At 61.6% G+C, this 18,523-nt stretch carries 21 protein-coding genes and 1 pseudogene; 9 read left to right on the top strand and 13 right to left on the bottom strand.

The features are described from left to right. Positions 1 to 2 precede the first annotated feature (2 nt). From FHT71_RS10665 to FHT71_RS10675, 3 genes are all read right to left on the bottom strand, one after another. Positions 3 to 932 carry a prephenate/arogenate dehydrogenase family protein gene (locus FHT71_RS10665; RefSeq protein ID WP_007789425.1) on the bottom strand — a complete coding sequence of 310 codons (930 nt, stop codon included), beginning with the start codon at positions 930 to 932 and terminating at the stop codon, positions 3 to 5. Next, on the bottom strand, positions 929 to 2,038 hold the full coding sequence (gene hisC / locus FHT71_RS10670; protein WP_132594353.1) for a histidinol-phosphate transaminase: 1,110 nt from the start codon (positions 2,036 to 2,038) through the stop codon (positions 929 to 931). The genes FHT71_RS10665 and hisC overlap by 4 nt, the downstream gene beginning before the upstream one ends. 109 nt (positions 2,039 to 2,147) lie before the next feature. After that, complete coding sequence (locus tag FHT71_RS10675; RefSeq protein ID WP_007789431.1) at positions 2,148 to 2,924, bottom strand: class I SAM-dependent methyltransferase; 777 nt, start codon at positions 2,922 to 2,924, stop codon at positions 2,148 to 2,150. A 54-nt stretch (positions 2,925 to 2,978) separates the two neighbouring features. Between FHT71_RS10675 and gloB the strand changes: the two genes are divergently transcribed. Then, positions 2,979 to 3,749, top strand: coding sequence for a hydroxyacylglutathione hydrolase (gene gloB, locus FHT71_RS10680; RefSeq protein WP_132594355.1), 771 nt, complete (start codon positions 2,979 to 2,981; stop codon positions 3,747 to 3,749). Then, positions 3,749 to 4,171, top strand: a complete 423-nt coding sequence (locus FHT71_RS10685) for a cupin domain-containing protein (RefSeq protein ID WP_007789435.1) — start codon at positions 3,749 to 3,751, stop codon at positions 4,169 to 4,171. Before gloB ends, FHT71_RS10685 begins: the two co-directional genes overlap by 1 nt. On the opposite strand, the gene FHT71_RS10690 is transcribed toward FHT71_RS10685, so the two are convergent. Next, positions 4,168 to 5,070, bottom strand: a complete 903-nt coding sequence (locus FHT71_RS10690) for an EamA family transporter (RefSeq protein ID WP_183719647.1) — start codon at positions 5,068 to 5,070, stop codon at positions 4,168 to 4,170. The two genes, FHT71_RS10685 and FHT71_RS10690, sit on opposite strands and share 4 nt — an antisense overlap. 30 nt (positions 5,071 to 5,100) lie before the next feature. Then, a complete protein-coding gene (locus FHT71_RS10695; protein WP_037081934.1) occupies positions 5,101 to 5,877 on the bottom strand; it encodes a DUF3108 domain-containing protein in 777 nt (258 codons plus the stop codon). A gap of 238 nt (positions 5,878 to 6,115) precedes the next feature. Here FHT71_RS10695 and rpmB point away from each other — a divergent pair, with 238 nt between their 5' ends. From rpmB to FHT71_RS10715, 4 genes and pseudogenes are all read left to right on the top strand, one after another. Next, a complete protein-coding gene (gene rpmB, locus FHT71_RS10700) occupies positions 6,116 to 6,412 on the top strand; it encodes a 50S ribosomal protein L28 (protein WP_007789441.1) in 297 nt (98 codons plus the stop codon). Positions 6,413 to 6,528: 116 nt separating this feature from the next. Further along, positions 6,529 to 7,164 carry a queuosine precursor transporter gene (locus FHT71_RS10705; protein WP_132594359.1) on the top strand — a complete coding sequence of 212 codons (636 nt, stop codon included), beginning with the start codon at positions 6,529 to 6,531 and terminating at the stop codon, positions 7,162 to 7,164. Between the two features lie 267 nt (positions 7,165 to 7,431). Beyond that, positions 7,432 to 7,737, top strand: coding sequence for a hypothetical protein (locus FHT71_RS10710; protein ID WP_210294133.1), 306 nt, complete (start codon positions 7,432 to 7,434; stop codon positions 7,735 to 7,737). 67 nt (positions 7,738 to 7,804) lie between these two features. Beyond that, positions 7,805 to 8,302, top strand: a pseudogene (locus FHT71_RS10715) (3-beta hydroxysteroid dehydrogenase); the annotation flags it as partial. A gap of 10 nt (positions 8,303 to 8,312) precedes the next feature. On the opposite strand, the gene FHT71_RS10720 reads toward FHT71_RS10715, so the two are convergent. The 4 genes from FHT71_RS10720 to FHT71_RS10735 form a co-directional block, all read right to left on the bottom strand. After that, entirely contained in the window at positions 8,313 to 9,344 is a 1,032-nt protein-coding gene (locus tag FHT71_RS10720; RefSeq protein WP_132594363.1) for an esterase-like activity of phytase family protein, read from the bottom strand. 21 nt (positions 9,345 to 9,365) lie between these two features. Then, a complete protein-coding gene (gene cobT, locus FHT71_RS10725; RefSeq protein WP_132594365.1) occupies positions 9,366 to 11,267 on the bottom strand; it encodes a cobaltochelatase subunit CobT in 1,902 nt (633 codons plus the stop codon). A 12-nt stretch (positions 11,268 to 11,279) separates the two neighbouring features. Then, positions 11,280 to 12,272, bottom strand: a complete 993-nt coding sequence (cobS, locus tag FHT71_RS10730) for a cobaltochelatase subunit CobS (protein WP_007789452.1) — start codon at positions 12,270 to 12,272, stop codon at positions 11,280 to 11,282. A 316-nt stretch (positions 12,273 to 12,588) separates the two neighbouring features. Then, positions 12,589 to 13,200: a J domain-containing protein gene (locus tag FHT71_RS10735; protein ID WP_007789454.1), complete on the bottom strand. Its 612-nt coding sequence runs from the start codon at positions 13,198 to 13,200 to the stop codon at positions 12,589 to 12,591. A gap of 100 nt (positions 13,201 to 13,300) precedes the next feature. On the opposite strand from FHT71_RS10735, the gene FHT71_RS10740 reads away from it, so the two are divergent. After that, positions 13,301 to 13,582, top strand: coding sequence for a BolA family protein (locus tag FHT71_RS10740; protein ID WP_037081939.1), 282 nt, complete (start codon positions 13,301 to 13,303; stop codon positions 13,580 to 13,582). Between the two features lie 56 nt (positions 13,583 to 13,638). Here FHT71_RS10740 and FHT71_RS10745 read toward each other — a convergent pair whose 3' ends face one another. The 4 genes from FHT71_RS10745 to FHT71_RS10760 are packed head-to-tail and all read right to left on the bottom strand — an operon-like array spanning position 13,639 to position 17,194. Then, positions 13,639 to 14,118 (bottom strand): DUF2938 domain-containing protein, encoded by a 480-nt coding sequence (locus tag FHT71_RS10745; RefSeq protein ID WP_007789458.1) that lies wholly within the window; start codon positions 14,116 to 14,118, stop codon positions 13,639 to 13,641. A gap of 51 nt (positions 14,119 to 14,169) precedes the next feature. Further along, positions 14,170 to 15,480 (bottom strand): HlyC/CorC family transporter, encoded by a 1,311-nt coding sequence (locus tag FHT71_RS10750; protein ID WP_007789460.1) that lies wholly within the window; start codon positions 15,478 to 15,480, stop codon positions 14,170 to 14,172. Continuing rightward, positions 15,477 to 16,607: a 3-dehydroquinate synthase gene (aroB, locus tag FHT71_RS10755; RefSeq protein ID WP_183719651.1), complete on the bottom strand. Its 1,131-nt coding sequence runs from the start codon at positions 16,605 to 16,607 to the stop codon at positions 15,477 to 15,479. Before aroB ends, FHT71_RS10750 begins: the two co-directional genes overlap by 4 nt. Beyond that, positions 16,607 to 17,194 carry a shikimate kinase gene (locus FHT71_RS10760; protein ID WP_007789464.1) on the bottom strand — a complete coding sequence of 196 codons (588 nt, stop codon included), beginning with the start codon at positions 17,192 to 17,194 and terminating at the stop codon, positions 16,607 to 16,609. Before FHT71_RS10760 ends, aroB begins: the two co-directional genes overlap by 1 nt. Positions 17,195 to 17,340: 146 nt before the next feature. Between FHT71_RS10760 and FHT71_RS10765 the strand changes: the two genes are divergently transcribed. Together FHT71_RS10765 and xerD are read left to right on the top strand one after the other, a co-directional pair. After that, positions 17,341 to 17,517 (top strand): hypothetical protein, encoded by a 177-nt coding sequence (locus FHT71_RS10765; protein WP_007789465.1) that lies wholly within the window; start codon positions 17,341 to 17,343, stop codon positions 17,515 to 17,517. A 4-nt stretch (positions 17,518 to 17,521) separates the two neighbouring features. Then, on the top strand, positions 17,522 to 18,475 hold the full coding sequence (xerD, locus tag FHT71_RS10770; RefSeq protein ID WP_132594369.1) for a site-specific tyrosine recombinase XerD: 954 nt from the start codon (positions 17,522 to 17,524) through the stop codon (positions 18,473 to 18,475). Positions 18,476 to 18,523: the final 48 nt, after the last annotated feature.

Consider the following 18,523-nt stretch of genomic DNA (forward strand, 5'->3'; position numbering starts at 1 on the left):
AATCAGGCTTTCTTTTCGAGCGGATGCGGGCGCCCGAAATCCGGTGCGTCGACATCCTGGCCGGCCTTGATGATCGAACGACGGATGGCGCGGGTACGGGTGAAAAGATCGAAGATCTTGTCGCCCTCGCCCCAGCGAATGGCCCGCTGCAGATAGGCGAGGTCCTCGGAGAAACGCGCCAGCATTTCGAGGATCGCATCCTTGTTGTGCAGGCACACGTCCCGCCACATCGTCGGATCGGAAGCGGCCAGACGCGTGAAGTCTCGGAAGCCGGAGGCGGAATACTTGATCACTTCCGATTCGGTGACCGCTTCAAGATCATCCGCCGTACCGACAATGTTGTAAGCGATGATGTGCGGCAAGTGTGAGACGATGGCGAGCACCTTGTCGTGATGCTCCGGATCCATCTCGTCGACCTTGGAGCCCAACGCTTCCCAGAACTGCCGCAGCCGCTTCAACGCCGTTTCGTCGGTGCCTGAGATCGGCGTGAAGATGCACCAGCGCCCTTCGAAGAGCCCCGGGAAACCGGCGTCCGGCCCGGACTTCTCCGTGCCCGCCAGCGGATGGCCGGGGATGAAGTGCACGTGCGGCGGCATGTGCGGCTGCATTTGCGCGATGACCGAGGCTTTGGTCGAGCCAACATCCGTTACAATCGCGCCAGGCTTCAGGCTGCTAGCAATTTCCTTCGCAACGCTCTCCGACGCGCCAACGGGCACCGAGACGACGACCAAGTCCGCATCCTTCACCGCCTCGGCCGACGACGTCTTGTACCGGTCGCCGAGCTGCAGTTCCTCAGCCCTTTTCAGGGTATCTGCACTGCGCGTCGCGATAACGACTTCTTTTGCGAGGCCAAGCCGCTTGATGTCATGCGCAATGGAGGAGCCGATCAGGCCGATCCCGATCAGCGCTATGCGATCGAACTGCGCGGTCATGACTTGCGTCCCATAAACTCGCCGAGCGCTTCGATGACGCCACGATTCGCCTCCTCCGGGCCGATGCTCATGCGCAGCGCATTCGGAAATCCGTAGCCCTTCACCGCACGCAGGATGTAGCCGCGGCTGGTCAGGAACTCATCGGCTTCAGGCGCGCGTTTGCCATCGACGTCGGGGAAGTGGATGAGAACGAAGTTTGCGACCGACGGCGTCACCTTGAGACCGATAGCCTCAAGCGCGCCCGTTATCCTTTCGATCCAAATCTGGTTGAAGGAAGCCGCCTCCTGCGTGAAGGCCTGGTCGCGAATGGCCGCCGCGCCGGCGGCAATGGCAGCCGCGTTCATATTAAACGGGCCGCGGACGCGATTGACCGCATCGATGATATCTACCGGGGCATACATCCAACCGACGCGAAGCGCGGCCAGACCGTAGACCTTGGAGAAGGTGCGCGTCATGACAACATTCACGTTCGACGAGACGATCTCGATGCCGGCCTCGTAGTCGTTGCGACGAACATATTCCGCATAAGCGGCATCGAGCACCAGAACGACACGCTTCGGCAGAGCTGCCTGCAGGCGGCGGATTTCACTGACCGGGACATAGGTACCGGTCGGATTGCCGGGATTGGCGATGAAGACGATCTTAGTCTTCGGCGTGACGGCGCCCAGAATGGCATCGACGTCAACGGTCGCGTCCTTCTCCTTGACGACAACCGGAGTCGCGCCGGCGCCCATGATCTGGATCTTGTAGACGAGGAAGCCGTGCTCGGTGATGATGCCTTCGTCGCCCGGCCCGAGATAGACATGGCAAAGCAGGCCCAGCAACTCGTCCGAACCGTTGCCGCACATGATGTTGGCAGGGTTCAGCCCATGTACGGCCGCAATCGCCTCACGCAACTCCGTTGCTTGGCCGTCCGGATAGCGCTCGAGACTGCTGGCGGCGTTGCGGAAAGCTTCGATCGCCTTCGGGCTCGCGCCGAGCGGCGTTTCATTTGAGGAGAGCTTGTAAACGCGTGCGACACCCGGCGCATGTTCCTTGCCCGGCACATAGGCTGCAATATCCAGAATACCGGGACGCGGAACGGGCTTGCTCTTCTCTTCGCTCATGAGATCGACCTTGGAAAATACCGGGAAAAATTCGGCTGAAAACCGCCCTGTGGCAATAGAACGGAAAGGCGGCCTTGTCGAGTGCTGCGGGACCTCTAGGGTCCTGACCCTAGCGACTGCGTGTCGTTGGAACACCATGCGGCGCCAGAACCGGCACGAAGACGCGCCGCGACGCACGGGCGGCAACCGGCAGGCCCTGATAGAGCCGCTTCTGCGCCTCGACGACGATCACGCCGGAAAATGCCGGCCACAAGGTGCGTCCCACACGATCGAAGAGGCCGCGCAGGCGCATCATGGTGCGAAGCTTGGAGGGAGGGAAGAACAATGCCTCGGCCGTCGCGCCTGGCGTGAAATTGGTTTCCCGCAGGAGACTTGTCAGCTGCCCACGCGAATAGGGTCGCCCGGAGCCGAACGGCGTATGCTCCATCCGTGCCCAGACGCCACGGCGGTTCGGCACGACGATGACCAGGCGCCCGCCTGGCGCCAGCACCCGCCACAGCTCCTTCAGGGTTTCCCGCGGGCTCTCGGCAAATTCGAGCGAATGGACCATCAGCACCCGGTCGATCGAGGAATCGGGCAACGGCAGCTCCTCGTCGAAGATCAGGGCCGTCGAGGAAAGCGCCCCCACAGGCCAGTTCACGGCACCCTGCCCTGCCGGCATGAAGGCAAAGGTTCTCTCCGTGTCGGACTGGAAGCGATCTAGGAAGGGCACGACGTAGCCCAGACCAACGAGACGCTCCTGCGGGAGCCGAACCCAAAGCGAGGAAAGCGCCATGGCGATCGACTGCTCGGCAATGCGTCCGAGGTCGGAATGATAGAACTGGCGTAGGTCGACGATATCAGCGTGCATCGAGGTAAATGTTATCAGTGGGCGGTTGGACTTCAAGGCAGGACCCTCTACATTCCCGGTATACCCGCGATAAAGAGGCTGCCTGAGACTATGAAACCGTTGGATTTAGAAGTTTTTCTCTGCCGTACCGACAATTTCGGCGTGTTGGTCCACGATCCTGAAACCGGCTTGACCGCCTCGATTGACGCTCCCGATGCAGGCGCGGTCGAGAAGGCGGCAGCCCGCCGCGGCTGGACGATCTCACATATTTTTACGACCCATCACCATACCGACCACGTCGAAGGCAACCTCGCGCTGAAGCAGCAATATGGCTGCGAGATTATCGGTCCGATCAACGAGGCGGTTGCGATCCCGGGTCTCGACAAGACGATGGCCGACGGCGATACCTTCCTGTTCGGCGACCACACGGTACAGGTCATCGAGACTCCCGGGCACACGGCGGGACATATCTGCTACCACTTCGCCGACGACAAGCTGCTCTTTGCCGCCGACACGCTGTTTGCACTCGGCTGCGGGCGTCTTTTCGAGCGCCCGGCCGCCGATATGTGGCACTCGCTGCAGAAGCTTGCGGTGCTGCCCGATGAAACGGCCATCTACTTCGGCCACGAATACACGCTCTCCAATGCCCGTTTCGCCCTGACAATCGATCCGGACAATCAGCGCCTGATAGTCCGTGCGGCCGAGATCGAGGCCCTGCGGGCCGAGAACAAGTTCACGATTCCGACGACGCTGGCACTGGAGAAGGAAACCAATCCTTTTCTGCGCGCGGCTGATCCTGCCATCCGCCGCAACCTGCTGATGGAAACCAAGACCAACGAGGAAGTCTTCGCGGAAATCCGCCGGCGCAAGGACAATTTTTGATGTCCCCGGACGATATCATTCGCGAACTTGGAATGGAGCCGCATCCCGAAGGCGGCTGGTATGTGCAGACATTCCGCGACACCGAGGGTGGTTCGCGCGGCCACTCGACGGCGATTTACTATCTCCTGAAGGCGGGGCAGCGATCCCACTGGCATCGTGTCCATGACGCTGCCGAGGTCTGGCATCATTACGCCGGGGCTCCGCTTGCGCTTCACCGCTCGCAAAATGGGAGCAGCAGCGAGACGCTAGTGCTTGGCACGGACATTCTCAACGGCGAGCGACCGCAGGCGATCATTCCGGCCAACTGGTGGCAGTCGGCCGAAACCCGTGGCGAGTATACGCTGGTCGGATGCACCGTTGCGCCGGGCTTCGAATTCGCCTCCTTCGAGATGGCGGCGTCGGACTGGAAGCCTGCTGGCTAAGGATACTCCGCGGCGGCGCGCTGTTCAACCGCCGCGGACTTTCGGCGGAACATCTCGTTTGCCGCCAGCACGGCGCCGCCGGTCACCAACACGCAGGCGAGGGCGATGCGCCAGCTCGGCCCGGCAAAGCCGAACAGTGTCAGGTTTAACGTCGAGAGAAGCGGTGCTGCATAGCTTGCGGCGCCCAGAATCTGGATGTCGCCATTCTTGACGCCGTAGTCCCAGGCATAGAAGGCCGCACCGACGGGAAAGAGCCCGAGGCCAGCGACAGCCATCCACTGCGATACCGTTTCCGGCCAGACGGTCGTCTCGAGCCCGAGATGGCAAATGAGCGACAGGATCGAGGTCGCCATGCAAAAGCCGGTGACGACATCGGTCGACACTGCATGGAAGCGACGCGTCAGGAGCGAATAACCGGACCATGTGAAGGCGCAAAGGAGGGCTGCGCCATAGCCGACGGCAAAGGCGCCGTCGAAATCGATACCGTTGCGGCCAACGATCAGGAAGGTGCCGCAAAGGCCGGCCAGGGCGCCGACGATATGATACCAACGCAGGCGCTCTCCCGGCAGCAGCGCCGATCCGACGACGATCAGCAACGGCCAGAGATAGGCAATCAGCCCGGCTTCGACGGCCGGTGCGTTCCTGAGCGCCGTGAAATAGAGGAAATGGTATCCGAACAGGCCAGCAATCCCGACGATCCAGATCTTGGCCGGCTGCTTGAGCAGCGCCAGTCGCGACGGATTGAGGATCAGCACGACGATGCCGGGGATGCTGCCGATGGCAAAGCAGATGGCCGACAGCTGGAACGGCGGCATCGTGCCGGAGGCGGCCGTGAACAGTGCCAAAAACGACCACATGAGGATCGCCGTAAAGCCGATTAGCGTTGCCCGAAGCTTCACCTGTCCCCCTTTACGGAGGCTCCTGCTCCGTCAGCTTGCGCCGTATTTCACCGCGGTAATCGTCACCGGTCCGTATTGCGTCGGAATACGGACGTAGACCGGAGCATATACATTTGCCGCATCCGACTTGGCAAACCAGATTTCCATCCGGCTGCTCTTGCTCAGATAGTCGATGTCGCTGCGACCCTTCTTGTAGCCGGAGCGAGGGACGAACCGCACGCTGCATACGGTCGCCTTGCCGTTGAAACCCGCCGTCGAGAAGTTCTGCGCACCCTTGGGCGATAGCACCAGATCCATGCGCATTTCGCCATCGTAGATCGGCAGCTTCTGGGCGCAGACATTGGTGTCTGCGGGAAAGATCAGGCCCGAGATCGGATCGAGGACGGAGCGCATGTCGCTTGCCGGCACGCTGACCCAGTTATTCGGAGGTTTCCGAGGCGGCTTGACTGTCGTCGAGGTGATATTGCCGTTGCTGTAGCGCACCTCGTATGTGCGGGCGCGCTTGCCGCTCTTGTAGTAGAGATAGTAGCGGGACGCCTGCAGCCGGTCGCCGCGCAACACGCCGTCGACGCTTGTCTTGGCCGAGATATTGGTGACGAGATCGGCAAGGCCGGCCGAACTGATGTCGCCGGAGACCCTGTAGCTCTTGTCGTCCTCGATCTTCGTCAGGAAGGCGGCGCGGGCGATTGTCAGGATTCCTAGGGAAACCCTGTATTCCGTGCGATGCACGATCTCGCTTGCGCCGGCCGGAACGGCTATCAGCGCAGCTATCGCGGATATCAGAATGCGTTTGCCCGGATGAGCCATGAAATGAACCTTGTTCTGGCAGCTGGTAAAGCCGTTCATCACGGTCTATACGCCTGTCTCACAACGAAGCAAACACGAGCTTTTTGACAGAATTGCGGGAAATGCCAAGGTTTGGCTTGACGCGCCCGGCCTGTCTGACTATAGAACCGCAACTTTCCAATCATGGCCTGTTGGATTGCTAACCCGGTTTTGCGCGGGCATGCAACCGATGGCCGAGAAAAACAAGAATAGGTGTTCCATGTCCCGCATGTGCGAATTGACCGGCAAGGCAGTCCTGACTGGTAACAATGTCAGCCATGCCAACAACAAGACCAAGCGCCGGTTCCTCCCGAACCTGTGCCAGGTTACGCTGATCTCCGACGCGCTCGGCCAGCGTTATCGTCTTCGCGTTTCGGCTGCTGCTCTTCGTTCCGTCGAGCATCGTGGCGGTCTCGATGCCTTCCTGATCAAGGCAAGCGAAAATGAACTGTCGATGCGCGCTCGTCTGCTGCGTCGCCAGATCGTCAAGAAGACTGCCGAAGCCGCTGCTGCCTAAGCTTCGACCGCTTCTTCTTCATACGGCTTCGAAAGGCTTGTACGGATGATCTCCGGACAAGCCTTTTGCTTTGCCGGTCTTTCCCTCCAACTGGTGGCATACCCCAGGATAAAAAAATGCTGACGACGCGCGCTACGCTTATCTATGTCGCACTGATGACGCTGGTCGTCGTCGCCTCGAACTTCCTCGTGCAGTTCCCGCTGAATGCCGAGTTCGCCGGCATCAATCTGGCCGACATCCTGACCTGGGGTGCCTTCACCTATCCGGTCGCCTTCCTGATCACCGATCTTACCAACCGTCAATTCGGCCCGCAGGCTGCCCGCAAGGTCGTCTTCGCCGGCTTTGTCGTCGGCGTGGCACTGTCCTTCTACACCTCGGTTCCGCGCATCGCGATCGCCTCCGGCTCGGCCTATCTCGCCGGCCAACTGCTCGATATTTCGGTTTTCAACCGCTTGCGCCGGCAGGCCTGGTGGCACGCCCCGCTCGTCGGCTCGCTGATCGGCTCGATGCTGGATACGGCGATCTTCTTCTCCTTCGCTTTCGCGGCCTTCTTCGTCCTCCTCGGCCCGAACGATCCCTTCGCGCTCGAATCCGCCCCGATCCTCGGCGTCTTTACCGCACAGGCGCCGCGCTGGATTTCCTGGGCAATCGGCGACTTCGCGGTGAAGATGATCGTCGGCCTCGTGATGTTGCTGCCCTACGGCGCACTGATGAACGTGCTGCGCCCGATGCGGGCCGCCACCGCCCGCTAGGCATGCGCGCCCGCCTAGAATTTCATTCCTAGGCTATTCGGCGGAGCTATCGCTCCGCCTTTTTTTATCGGCAAGGACCCCGGGACGACTTGCCGAAAAGATACTCGCCGCGACACTTTGCGGCCACGCTCGAATGCAAAAAGAATCTATGTATGTCATGCACGGCGGTGGTAGTTGATGACGTTTTTATGACAGATAGTGTCGCAATCGCATCGAACCGGAGGACCAATCGTGAGCGAGAAGCGGAAGCGAGTTTATGAGGCGCTCTTGGACGGCGCGACGGAAGGTCTTTCCGGCAAGGCGCTTTTCGATTTCGTGCTGGAACGGTGTCCCAAAGCCACCAGCAAGAAGATCGTGCGTGCCTCTTTGCTGGCCCTGACCGATCCTGACGTCACCGACCGGAACGTTCTGCATACTATCTACTCGCTCGCCATCGCCCACCGGATGGATGAAGTAGGCTCTACCGGCGATCCAGACGACGATGAGAATCCGACGGAAAAGACCCCCGTGCTGCGGAAACTGAAGAAGAAGCGCGCATCCGCTTCGGCACCAGCAGAGGCTAAGCAGATCTGAGCCGGGAGCAGCGGGGCGAGAAGAACGCCGATTGACCACCGAGCAGGATGCGCCGAGCGCCGCCTCTCCCCGCATCGCCTCCGAAGAGGCCGCCGCCGCGGCTGCATCGCGGGGCGTGCGCGCTATCGTCATCCGCCTGCCTCCGTCGGTTCATGGCGACGGTGACCACGGCTTCGTGCCGTTGCTGATCGGCATCGCCCGCGCGAAGGGCCTTTCGGTCTATGCCGGCGAAGGAGGCAATCTCTAGGCCGCCGTGCACAGACTGGACGCAGCCAGACTCTACAGGCTGGCGCTTGAAAAGGGCAAGGCGGGCATCCGCTATCATGGCGTCGCTGAAGAGGGCGTTCGCTTCCGGGAGATCGCCGAGGTCATCGGCCGCCGGCTGAATGTGCCGGTCGTTTCCAAGTCTCCTGAGGAGGTGGCCGTACACTTCGGCTGGATTGCGCATTTCGCGGCGATGGACAATCTCGCCTCGAGCAAGCGCACGCGCGAAGAACTGGGTTGGAAGGCAACCGGTCCTGGGCTGATCGCGGATATCGACCGGCCGGTCTATTTCGGCGGCTGACGCCGAGCGGTCATCTCTGCAGGCGAGCCGTGTCGCCGGCTCGCGGCTCCACCAGCCGGAACTCCAGCATGAGATTGCGTTGCAGGATGGAGTGGTTGTCATCAGAGACGATCACCACATGGGTGGTCCCATCCTCGGCCGCGAAGACATCCAGGCCTTCCATATTGTCGATCTGATAGCTGAAGTCACCCTGCAACAATATCTCGCCGTCCATGACAGCGCCGGGGCGGATGTCGGCAGCCTTGATGCGGCGGATGCGCATTCCGATGCCTTCTACGACGTTGAACCGCCGCTCCAGCAGCAAGAGGTCGCCATTCGGCAGGAAGGCTCCGTCCGTCGCGTCGAAATCGCCATAGTGAGCGAGCGACAGCCGTCCCTTCAACGGCCCGTCCAGAATCGCGGCATAGGCATTGCCGTCGATGTCTAAGCTGCGTTCGGCCACGATTAATGTCCCGCCCTTGAGGGCACTGTCCACGGGAGAAACGGCGATGGTCTCAAAGCCGCGGTTGCCACGCAGCGATCGTTCGGGGAACGGAATGGGAATGGTGTCGATCGCACGCGATGTCTCGAAGCCGGGGTCGGGATAGACGTCGACGCGGTGGTCCTGCTCGAAGGAAACGAGAATCTGGTCGCCATGCAGCGCGATACCCTCGGCATCCATATACCCCTTGCCTTCAAAGCTTTGCTCGTCGCGATTCTTCATCGGGGTGATCACGACATCGGCGAAGCCCGACAGGCGCCCTTGAGGATCGCGCTCGATGCGCCCGGTCATCCAGTGGCCGGTGTCGAGCACGCCGACAAAATACGTTCGGTCCGATCGAAAGCGGATCGATGACAGCGAGCCGAACAGCCGCTGCGGCGAGACCATTTCCAGCCCGCCGAGGAATTCGAGGGGACCGAAGCGAGTTTTGTCGGAACCGATCTTGAAATCGGTGATGACGCGGCCGCGGACCTCGACGTCACCATCGGCAAGCGCTGGCAGCGTGAGGGCCGCCAGGCCGAGGGCGACTGAGATCAGCCTGGCGAACGGCTTTCGGAGCATCCAGAAAGCGTCCTTTCGCGGTTAGCTGGCGCGACGGAGGCGACCGCCCCGCGGCTGGACGGACTTGTCTTCGAAGAGCGACGCAAGCTGCTCCGTCATGGCGCCGGCCAGCTCGTCCGCATCGACGATCGTCACGGCGCGCCTATAATAGCGCGTCACGTCGTGGCCGATGCCGATCGCCAGGAGCTCGACCGGCGAACGCGTCTCGATCCGATCGATGACGGCGCGCAGATGGCGCTCCAGGTAGTTGCCCGGATTGACCGACAGCGTCGAATCGTCGACCGGCGCACCGTCGGAGATCATCATCAGGATGCGGCGCTGCTCGCGACGGGCGAGCAGGCGATTGTGCGCCCAGATCAGCGCCTCGCCGTCGATGTTCTCCTTGAGCAGGCCCTCGCGCATCATCAGGCCGAGATTGGCGCGCGCCCGGCGCCAGGGAGCATCGGCGGACTTGTAGATGATGTGGCGCAGATCGTTGAGGCGACCCGGCGTCTGCGGCTTGCCGCTACCAAGCCACTTCTCGCGCGCCTGCCCACCCTTCCAGGCCTTTGTGGTGAAGCCCAGGATCTCGACCTTGACGCCGCAACGCTCCAGCGTGCGGGCCAGGATATCGGCGCAGGTGGCTGCGACCGTGATCGGGCGGCCGCGCATCGAGCCCGAGTTGTCGATTAGAAGCGTCACGACGGTGTCGCGGAACTGCGTGTCGCGCTCCATCTTGAAGGATAGCGCCTGCATCGGATCAATGATCATGCGCGTCAGACGCGCCGGGTCGAGATAGCCTTCCTCGAGATCGAAATCCCAGGAGCGGTTCTGCTGCGCCATCAGCCGGCGCTGCAGGCGGTTCGCGAGACGGCCGACCGCGCCCTGCAGGTGTGCCAGCTGCTTGTCGAGGAAGGCGCGCAGGCGTTCCAACTCGGCGGCGTCGCAGAGCTCTTCGGCGGTGATCGTCTCGTCGAATTCCTCGGTGAAGACGTGGTAGTCGACCTTCTCGTTGACGTCGTCGAAGGGAGTGTTCGGACGGCGGGTTTCGCCCGGCGTCTCTGAATCTTCCTCGCCTTCCTCCTGCATGTCGTCGTCGGAGATTTCGGCGCCTTCGGTCTCGCCGTCCTCCATTTGCTCGTCGGCGACTTCGCTGTCCTCTACCGGTGCGGCGTCGGAACCGGCGTCGTCATCGACTTCGTCCTGATCCTGCTCGTCGCCGTTCGGCTGGTTTTCCTGATCAGATTCGTCATCGGATTCAGGATCGCTGTCGTCGTCGCCATACTCTTCCGCCATCTCCATGGCCGAGAGCATATGGCGGATCACCTTGGAAAAGGCCTGCTGGTCGCTGATGACACCGGGAAGGTTGTCGAGGTCGGATCCGGCCTTCTCCTCGATGAAGGAGCGCCAGAGATCGAGCACCTTGCCCGCCGATGCCGGCGGCGTCTCGCCGGTCAGCTTCTGGCGCACCATCATGGCGACGGCTTCGCCGATCGGCGCATCCTCCTGCCGCTCGATGCCGGAGAAATTCGCCTTGGCGTATTTCTCCTCGGTCATCGATCGGAGGTTTGCAGCAACGCCTTCCATGCGCAGCGCACCGATCGATTCCACGCGCGCTTGCTCGACAGCGTCGAAGATCGCCCGCGCGTCGGAGCCTTGCGGCGCCATCGTCGCGTGCACCTTGTCGTCGTGGCACGCAAGCCTCAACGCCATCGAGTCGCCAAGCCCGCGCGTTACCGCCAGCTCATGCATCGTCGGACGCTTGGAAAGCTCCGGCAGACGAATCCGCTCGGCAGTCATTCCAGGACGTTCGTTGGCGAAGGTCACCTCGACGTCGCCGTCGCCGGCAATCGCGCGAACGCTGCCTGATATCGCCCGGCGCAACGGCTCGACGTCGACTGGCGAACCCGGCTTTGCTTTCGAATTGTCACCGCGAGCTGCCATGATCGGTCGGCCTCAGGCCTCCAGAACGATGTTGGCGGCGCTTTCCTTCAGCTCGACGCCAAAAGCGCGCTGATAGTGCTCGGCCACCAGCGGGCGCTCCAACTCGTCGCACTTGTTGAGGAAGGTAACGCGGAAGGCGAAGGCGAGGTCGCCGAAGATCTCGGCGTTCTCAGCCCAGGTGATCACGGTGCGGGGGCTCATGACGGTCGACAGGTCGCCGTTCATGAAGGAAGCGCGGGTCAGATCGGCAACGCGGACCATCTTGGACACGGTATCGCGCCCATTCTTGTCCTTGCCGAAGCTCTTCACCTTGGAAGCGACGATGTTCACTTCATGGTCGTGCGGCAGGTAGTTCAGTGTCGTCACGATCGACCAGCGGTCCATCTGTGCCTGGTTGATCTGCTGCGTGCCGTGATAGAGGCCGGTGGTGTCACCGAGGCCGATCGTGTTTGCCGTGGCAAACAGCCGGAAGGCCGGGTGCGGACGGATGACGCGGCTCTGGTCGAGCAGCGTCAGGCGGCCGGACGATTCCAGCACGCGCTGGATGACGAACATCACGTCGGGGCGGCCGGCGTCGTACTCATCGAAGACGAGCGCGACGTTGTGCTGGTAGGCCCAGGGCAGAATGCCGTCCTTGAATTCCGTGACCTGCAAACCGTCCTTTAGAACGATCGCGTCCTTGCCAACGAGGTCGATGCGGCTGACATGGCTGTCGAGGTTGATACGCACGCACGGCCAGTTGAGGCGGGCTGCGACCTGCTCGATATGCGAGGACTTGCCCGTGCCGTGGTAGCCGGAGATCATCACGCGCCGGTTATGGGCGAAGCCAGCAAGAATGGCGAGCGTCGTCTCGCGGTCGAAGAGATAGTCGGGGTCGAAATCCGGAACATAGGCGCTGCCCTGGCTGTAGGCCGGAACGCGAATGTCGGAATCAATGCCAAAGACCTCCCTGACCGAAACGGTGGTGTCCGGAATCTCCGAAATATCAAGGTCAATCTTGCTCATCATGTCTCCAAGGCGGGTGACCGACACCCGACCATACTGTCTTCAGCCCATATCGCTACCATGACGCCGCAGATCAGGTCCGCGCCCGCTCATGTCGGAACGTCGGCGATGCTTCTCCGGGACTGAAACGAAACCTCGGGGGCGACAAAATCCATCGCTTGCGAGCATTCTTGAACAAAGTCCCGGACAAGAAACGCCGCGCCCGGAAGTGGCCGAGGCGCCTGTGGGACAAACGCAGAAAGTTATGCCGCGGTTGCCTGCGGCCTCAGCCGATTTGGGACCATACCTGATTGAAGACCAAGAGCAAGGACGGGAACTAACAAAAACCGTTTTGCTTCAATAATTGATAGGCCTGGATGACGGCGCGGAACCGCTCTTCCGAACCGCGGTCGCCACCGTTGGCGTCGGGATGGTGCTTCTTGACCAGTTCCTTGTAGCGGCTCTTGATCTCCGAGGAGGTCGCGCTAGCATCGAGACCCATCGTGTCGAAAGCCTTAGCTTCCAGGCTTTTCAGCTTGCGCTGTTCGGGAAAGCGGGGACCGCTGCCCTTGGTGCCGTTGACGAAGCCGAAGGGATCTCGCACGCGATATGAACCCGACCGCAGATCGGAATGCAGCGGGCTGTTCTTGGCGGCCTTGTTCACGCCGACCGTCCAGGTCGGGCGATGTCCGGTAATCGCCTCCTTCTGGTAGCGCGCAATCTCGCCGTCGGAGAGGCCTGAGAAGTAGTTGTACCCCTTGTTGTATTCCTTCACGTGCTCGAAGCAGAAGAGAAAGAACTGCCCCTCGGCATTGCGTCCGACAGGAGCGCGATGCACGCCTTTCTTGTCGCAGCCATCCCACTGACAGGCGGGGGGAGCCTGTTCGGTTTCCTGCTCGCGTTTGCGGCGGGTGCGGATGCGGTCGAAATATTTGGAATCGAGTCTCATGGCGGCACTAATTATGGGCCCGTAGCGAGGCCACAACAAGAATTGACAAACCGGAATGTTGCTGGCTTGGTGGGAACCTTTTTCGCAAAGCAACGAGACCATGACCCTGCAGACCCGAATCGAAGAAAAGCTGACCGCCGCGTTCGCGCCCGAGCGCCTCAGCGTCATCAATGAAAGCCATCTTCATGCGGGCCATCAGCCTGACATAACGGGGACAGGCGAGACTCATATGCGGGTGCGCATCGTGTCCGCCAAATTTGCCGGCATGCCACGACTGGCGCGGCACCGTGCGATCACAGAGCTTTTGAAACCAGAACTGGATGCGGGACTGCATGCGCTTGCCGTGGAGCCCGCAGCGCCCGGCGAACCGGTGCGCTGGTAGGCGGCTGTCCCTATAGAGGAAGCGCACCACTCCTTCGGAAGAGCGCCGGACAGTTGTCAGCGGACAAGAAGTGCCGTGCCATAGAGCCCGAGCGCGAAGAAGGTATGGGCGACGAGATTGAGGACGCGCACCTTGTTCGGATTGGGCGTCTTTGAGGCGGCGACGCCGAGCCCCATGCCCGGCTGCATCAAAAACCAGCCGGCACCGACGGTGACGATGGCGAAGATCCAGGCCGGCAGGAAGGTCGGTGTGTCGAGCCAGGCGGAGCCGACGAGCAGCACGAGCAGCAGTCCGTAGATGATGCCGACGGCATAATGGCCGATCCAGCCGAGCGCCTGCTCGTGGCGATAGGGTTCGGCAGTATTGATATCATCGTGGAAGACGCGCCCCTTGGCGACTTCCTTGAACCAGCGACCGGCCGGCGCCCAGTTCGGCAGGCCGCCGCCGGTTATCGCGCCGTAAATCACCGTCCAGATGTCCATGAGCGCGGTCGCGCCGATACCGACAATCACAGAACGCCAGATAATATCGAGCATAGGAAATCCCATTAAGAAATGCCGCCAGCGCCCGGCCGGATCGGCGGAAGGTCAGGCCGGGCCGGCCTCGTTTTCCTCCGCCGGCCGGATGCGAAGCTTCGTGATGCGGTTCTTCTCACGCTTCATAACGATGAAGCGCTTTTCGTGGAAAGTGAAGGCCTGACGCTCTTCCGGGATCGTCATCGACTCGTGAATGACAAGGCCGGCGATCGTCGTCGCCTCCTCGTCCGGCAGATGCCAGTCGAGAGCGCGGTTGAGATCGCGGATCGGGACGTTGCCATCGACCACGATCGAACCGTCCGCCTCCTGGCGCACGCCCTGTATATCGATGTCGTGCTCGTCGGCAATATCGCCGACGATCTCCTCGAGGATGTCTTCAAGCGTCACAATGCCCTGCACCTCGCCGTATTCGTCGACGACCACGGCAAAGTGCTGCTTGCGGCGCAGGAAGGCGTTGAGCTGGGCTTCGAGACTGGTGCTGTCAGGCACGAACCACGGCTTCTGGGCAATCTTGGCGATATCGAGATGTTCCGGCTCGGCATCGCGCTCGGCGAGCGCCCGCAGCAGGTCCTTGGAGTGAACCACGCCGATGATGTTGTCCGTGGAGCCGCGCCAGAGCGGCATGCGGGTAAAGGGGCTTTCGAGGATCGTCCGCACGACCACCTCAGGCGGATCGTCCGCATTGATCGCCCGCATCGCCATACGGTGGACCATGATGTCGGAGAGCTCGAGCTCGCCGAGATCGAGGACGCCGCCCAGCCGATCACGGTCTGCCTTGACGAATGATCCCTCGCGATGCAGCAGATCGACGGCGCCGCGCAGCTCCTCGTGGGCGGAGAGCATCGAGGTCTCCCGCGAGAGATTGATACCGAAGAGCGAGAGAAGCCGGCGCACGATCGCATTGACAAAGGAGGACAGCGGGCCGACGACCGCGACGAACAGCTTGACCGCATAGGCGACATTGAGCGCAAACCGATCCGGCGTCGAAATCGCCCAGCTTTTCGGCAGCACTTCGGCGAAGATGACCAGGATGACGGTCATTGCGAGAGTGGCAAGCGCCACGCCGGAGTTGCCGAAGAGGCCGAGAAAAAGGCTAGTCGCCAGCGACGAAGACAGGATGTTAGCCAGATTGTTGCCGATCAGCAGCGCACCGATCAGCCGGTCACGGCGTTCGATTAGCTGGCGCACCAGCCCCGCGCGCTCCTCGCCATTGGCTTCAAGCGTGTGGATGCGGCTGCGGGAGACCGCCGTCAGCGCCGTCTCCGAGCCGGAGAAGAACGCGGACATGAGCACGAGGGCCACGATGGAGACAATTTCCGGCCAGTATGCGGAAAGAAATGCCAACGTGCCGTCGAGGGTCATTGCGGGTGTTTCTCCTTGAGGAAGCTCAGCACTTCCGAGGCGGGAACATCATTGGCGACAAAGGACTGTCCGATGCCGCGGGTGAGGATGAAGGTCAACTTGCCACCCTTCACCTTCTTGTCCTGGGCGATCGCGTCCATCAGCACCTCGGCAGGTGGCAGCGTGCCAGGAATTTCGGCCATGCGCGTCGGCAGACCGACGGCCTTCAGGTGGCGTTCGACGCGGCCGGCGTCATCAGGGCTTGCAAGGTTCATGCGCGCCGAGATCTCGTGCGCCAGAACCATACCAATCGAAACGCCTTCGCCATGGACGAGACGCGCGCTGTCATAGGCGGTTGCCGCCTCCAGCGCATGGCCGAAGGTGTGACCGAGATTGAGGAGCGCGCGTTGCCCGGTCTCGCGCTCGTCGGCAACGACGACGTCGGACTTTGCCTGGCAGCTCGTAGCGATCGCCTCGATGCGGGCCGCCCCGCCGGCAAAGACCGCCTGCCAGTTGGCTTCCAGCCAGGCGAAGAAATCCGGCTTGTCGATCAGGCCGTACTTCGCGACCTCGGCATAGCCCGCGCGAAACTCCCGCGCGCTCAGCGAATTCAGCACGTCGGTGTCGGCGAGCACGAGGTCAGGCTGGTGGAAGACGCCGATGAGATTCTTGCCGTGGCGGCTGTTGATGCCCGTCTTGCCGCCGACAGAGGAATCGACCTGCGACAGCAGCGAAGTCGGCACCTGCACGAAACGCACACCGCGGCGCACGATGCCGGCGGCAAAGCCGGAGAGATCACCAATGACGCCGCCGCCGAGCGCGATGACATAATCGTTGCGCTCGATCCGCGCTTCGAGAACCTTGTCGCATACGGTCATCAGGTGCTCGAAGCTCTTGGTCTTCTCGCCCGCCGGCAGCACGAGGGTCGCCGAGGCGATGCCTGCCGCCTCGAGGCTTTGGACGAGCGCGTCAAGATAAAGCGGCGCCACATGCGCATCGGTGATGACAGCCGCCTTGCGGCCTTTCAGGCGTGCAGCGATCTCAGCGCCGGCGCGCGCAATCAGGCCCGGCCCGATGAGGATATCATAGGCGCGCTCGCCAAGCGGCACGTGAACCTTGCGTTCGGAGGCGGAGGCAATCGCATTCATCAGGCTGCACTTTCGGTTCGGGAGTCGATCACGGCTTTCAGAACCTCCTCCGCCATCAGTTCCTTGCGTACGTCGCGCGAGAGGACGGTGAGGTCGGCGAGTTCGTAGATCGGATAACGCGCGTTCATCAGGCTTTCGAGGGTCTGCTTGGGGTTCTCGGTTTTGAGCAACGGCCGCGTATCGCGCTTGCTGACGCGCTCCCAGAGAACGTCGAGGTCCGCCTTCAGCCAGATCGAGACGCCGCCCTTCTTGATATGCTTGCGCGTCCGGTCGTTGATGAATGCGCCGCCGCCGGTGGAAACCACGCGCGGACCGTTCTTCAAAAGGCGCTTCATGACGCGGCTTTCAAGCGCACGGAACTCTTCCTCGCCGTAAGCGGCGAACAACTCGCTTATGGACATGCGAGAGACTTTCTCGATCTCGGCGTCGCTATCGACGAAAGGGATGCCGAGCTGATGTGCGACGATCCGGCCAACGGAGGATTTGCCTGCGCCCATCAATCCGACCAGGATCAGATTGCGAGAACCGAGCGCAGCACGAGCCCTGTCTTTCAAGCTTTCGGCAACGGTCAGAACTGGGTCGCTCATTGGTCCATTCACACTTTGTTTGCGAACGGTATCGACAAATGCAGGTGTAGCGTCAAGTCGCGGGCAAGGGAAACGTGGTTCAAATGCATCTTCTTGCACTTGCAAACATGCTTCTTCATAAAGAAGTAGAGCCATGGAGTTGTTGAATGCCGAGTTTGTTCCGTTTTCTCGCCATATTGGCGATCATCGCCGGTGCGATATACGGAACGATGTGGGCACTGGTTGCTTTCGTCGAGCCGCAGGAGCGCGACGTGACGATCCGCATTCCGTCCGAGCGGATCAACCCTCCGTCGACCGGCGCCATCAACCCGTCCAAGAAGTGAGCCGATGAAGGATCTCGGCTGGGTTCACGTCGAAGCCTTTCTGGAAATGATGAGCGCGGAGCGGGGCGCGGCGGCAAATACGCTATCCTCCTATGAGCGCGACCTCGATGATCTGCACGGCTTCCTGAATAGCAAGGGAGTGCGCCTGATGGACGCGGCATCAGCGGATCTTTCGGCCTACCTGTCCTCGCTTGCCGCCCAAGGGTTCAAGCCTTCCTCGCAGGCACGGCGGCTGGCCGCGATGCGCCAGTTTTATAAATTCCTTTATGCCGAGGGCCTGCGCACCGACGATCCGACTGGCGTACTCGATGCGCCGAAGAAGGGCCGGCCACTGCCGAAGACGATGGGTGTCGACGAGGTGGGCCGACTGCTGGAGCAGGCGGAAACCGAAGCTCATGACCCTGCCCCCGGCCAGCTTCAGCGGCTTCGGATGCTGGCTCTTCTCGAACTCCTTTACGCGACGGGGATGCGCGTCAGCGAGCTTGTTTCGCTTCCCGCCCGCGTGCTCGATCAGGATGGGCGTTTCCTGATGATCCGCGGCAAGGGCAGCAAGGAGCGGCTTGTACCGCTGTCGCAATCGGCGATCGCCGCGTTGAAGCTCTACGGCCGCATGCTCGCCACCGAGAACGCCGCCGCCAAGGTCCCGCAGGAAAGCCCGTGGCTGTTTCCGGCAGCCTCCAGGGAAGGCTACCTGCCGCGTCAGGTTTTCGCACGTGACCTGAAAAATCTTGCGATCAGGGCAGGTCTCACCCCATCTATGATCTCGCCGCACGTTATGCGGCACGCATTTGCAAGCCATCTTCTCGCCAATGGCGCGGATCTTCGCGTCGTTCAGGAACTGCTCGGACACTCGGACATTTCTACCACGCAAATTTATACGCATGTGTTGGAGGAACGGCTTCAACAACTGGTCCAAACGCACCACCCCCTTGCCAAACAGGCTAAAAAGCAGGAATAGGACCGGCAACAAAGGGCGAGCTCATACTAAGCAGCCCCGGCAAAAGGA

Origin of the sequence: Rhizobium sp. BK060 (genome assembly GCF_014193145.1) — a bacterium.
Lineage (GTDB): Bacteria > Pseudomonadota > Alphaproteobacteria > Rhizobiales > Rhizobiaceae > Rhizobium.

What these genes read in the sequence shown, in the direction of transcription:
- FHT71_RS10685 (WP_007789435.1), top strand. Translation starts at nt 3,749, where the DNA reads ATGTCCCCGGACGATATCATTCGCGAACTTGGAATGGAGCCGCATCCC.
- FHT71_RS10765 (WP_007789465.1), top strand. Translation starts at nt 17,341, where the DNA reads ATGCCGAGTTTGTTCCGTTTTCTCGCCATATTGGCGATCATCGCCGGT.
- FHT71_RS10720 (WP_132594363.1), bottom strand. Translation starts at nt 9,344, where the DNA reads ATGCTCCGAAAGCCGTTCGCCAGGCTGATCTCAGTCGCCCTCGGCCTG.
- FHT71_RS10705 (WP_132594359.1), top strand. Translation starts at nt 6,529, where the DNA reads ATGCTGACGACGCGCGCTACGCTTATCTATGTCGCACTGATGACGCTG.
- aroB (WP_183719651.1), bottom strand. Translation starts at nt 16,607, where the DNA reads ATGAATGCGATTGCCTCCGCCTCCGAACGCAAGGTTCACGTGCCGCTT.
- FHT71_RS10760 (WP_007789464.1), bottom strand. Translation starts at nt 17,194, where the DNA reads ATGAGCGACCCAGTTCTGACCGTTGCCGAAAGCTTGAAAGACAGGGCT.
- FHT71_RS10745 (WP_007789458.1), bottom strand. Translation starts at nt 14,118, where the DNA reads ATGCTCGATATTATCTGGCGTTCTGTGATTGTCGGTATCGGCGCGACC.
- FHT71_RS10665 (WP_007789425.1), bottom strand. Translation starts at nt 932, where the DNA reads ATGACCGCGCAGTTCGATCGCATAGCGCTGATCGGGATCGGCCTGATC.
- xerD (WP_132594369.1), top strand. Translation starts at nt 17,522, where the DNA reads ATGAAGGATCTCGGCTGGGTTCACGTCGAAGCCTTTCTGGAAATGATG.
- cobS (WP_007789452.1), bottom strand. Translation starts at nt 12,272, where the DNA reads ATGAGCAAGATTGACCTTGATATTTCGGAGATTCCGGACACCACCGTT.
- rpmB (WP_007789441.1), top strand. Translation starts at nt 6,116, where the DNA reads ATGTCCCGCATGTGCGAATTGACCGGCAAGGCAGTCCTGACTGGTAAC.
- FHT71_RS10750 (WP_007789460.1), bottom strand. Translation starts at nt 15,480, where the DNA reads ATGACCCTCGACGGCACGTTGGCATTTCTTTCCGCATACTGGCCGGAA.
- cobT (WP_132594365.1), bottom strand. Translation starts at nt 11,267, where the DNA reads ATGGCAGCTCGCGGTGACAATTCGAAAGCAAAGCCGGGTTCGCCAGTC.
- FHT71_RS10740 (WP_037081939.1), top strand. Translation starts at nt 13,301, where the DNA reads ATGACCCTGCAGACCCGAATCGAAGAAAAGCTGACCGCCGCGTTCGCG.
- gloB (WP_132594355.1), top strand. Translation starts at nt 2,979, where the DNA reads ATGAAACCGTTGGATTTAGAAGTTTTTCTCTGCCGTACCGACAATTTC.
- FHT71_RS10735 (WP_007789454.1), bottom strand. Translation starts at nt 13,200, where the DNA reads ATGAGACTCGATTCCAAATATTTCGACCGCATCCGCACCCGCCGCAAA.
- hisC (WP_132594353.1), bottom strand. Translation starts at nt 2,038, where the DNA reads ATGAGCGAAGAGAAGAGCAAGCCCGTTCCGCGTCCCGGTATTCTGGAT.
- FHT71_RS10695 (WP_037081934.1), bottom strand. Translation starts at nt 5,877, where the DNA reads ATGGCTCATCCGGGCAAACGCATTCTGATATCCGCGATAGCTGCGCTG.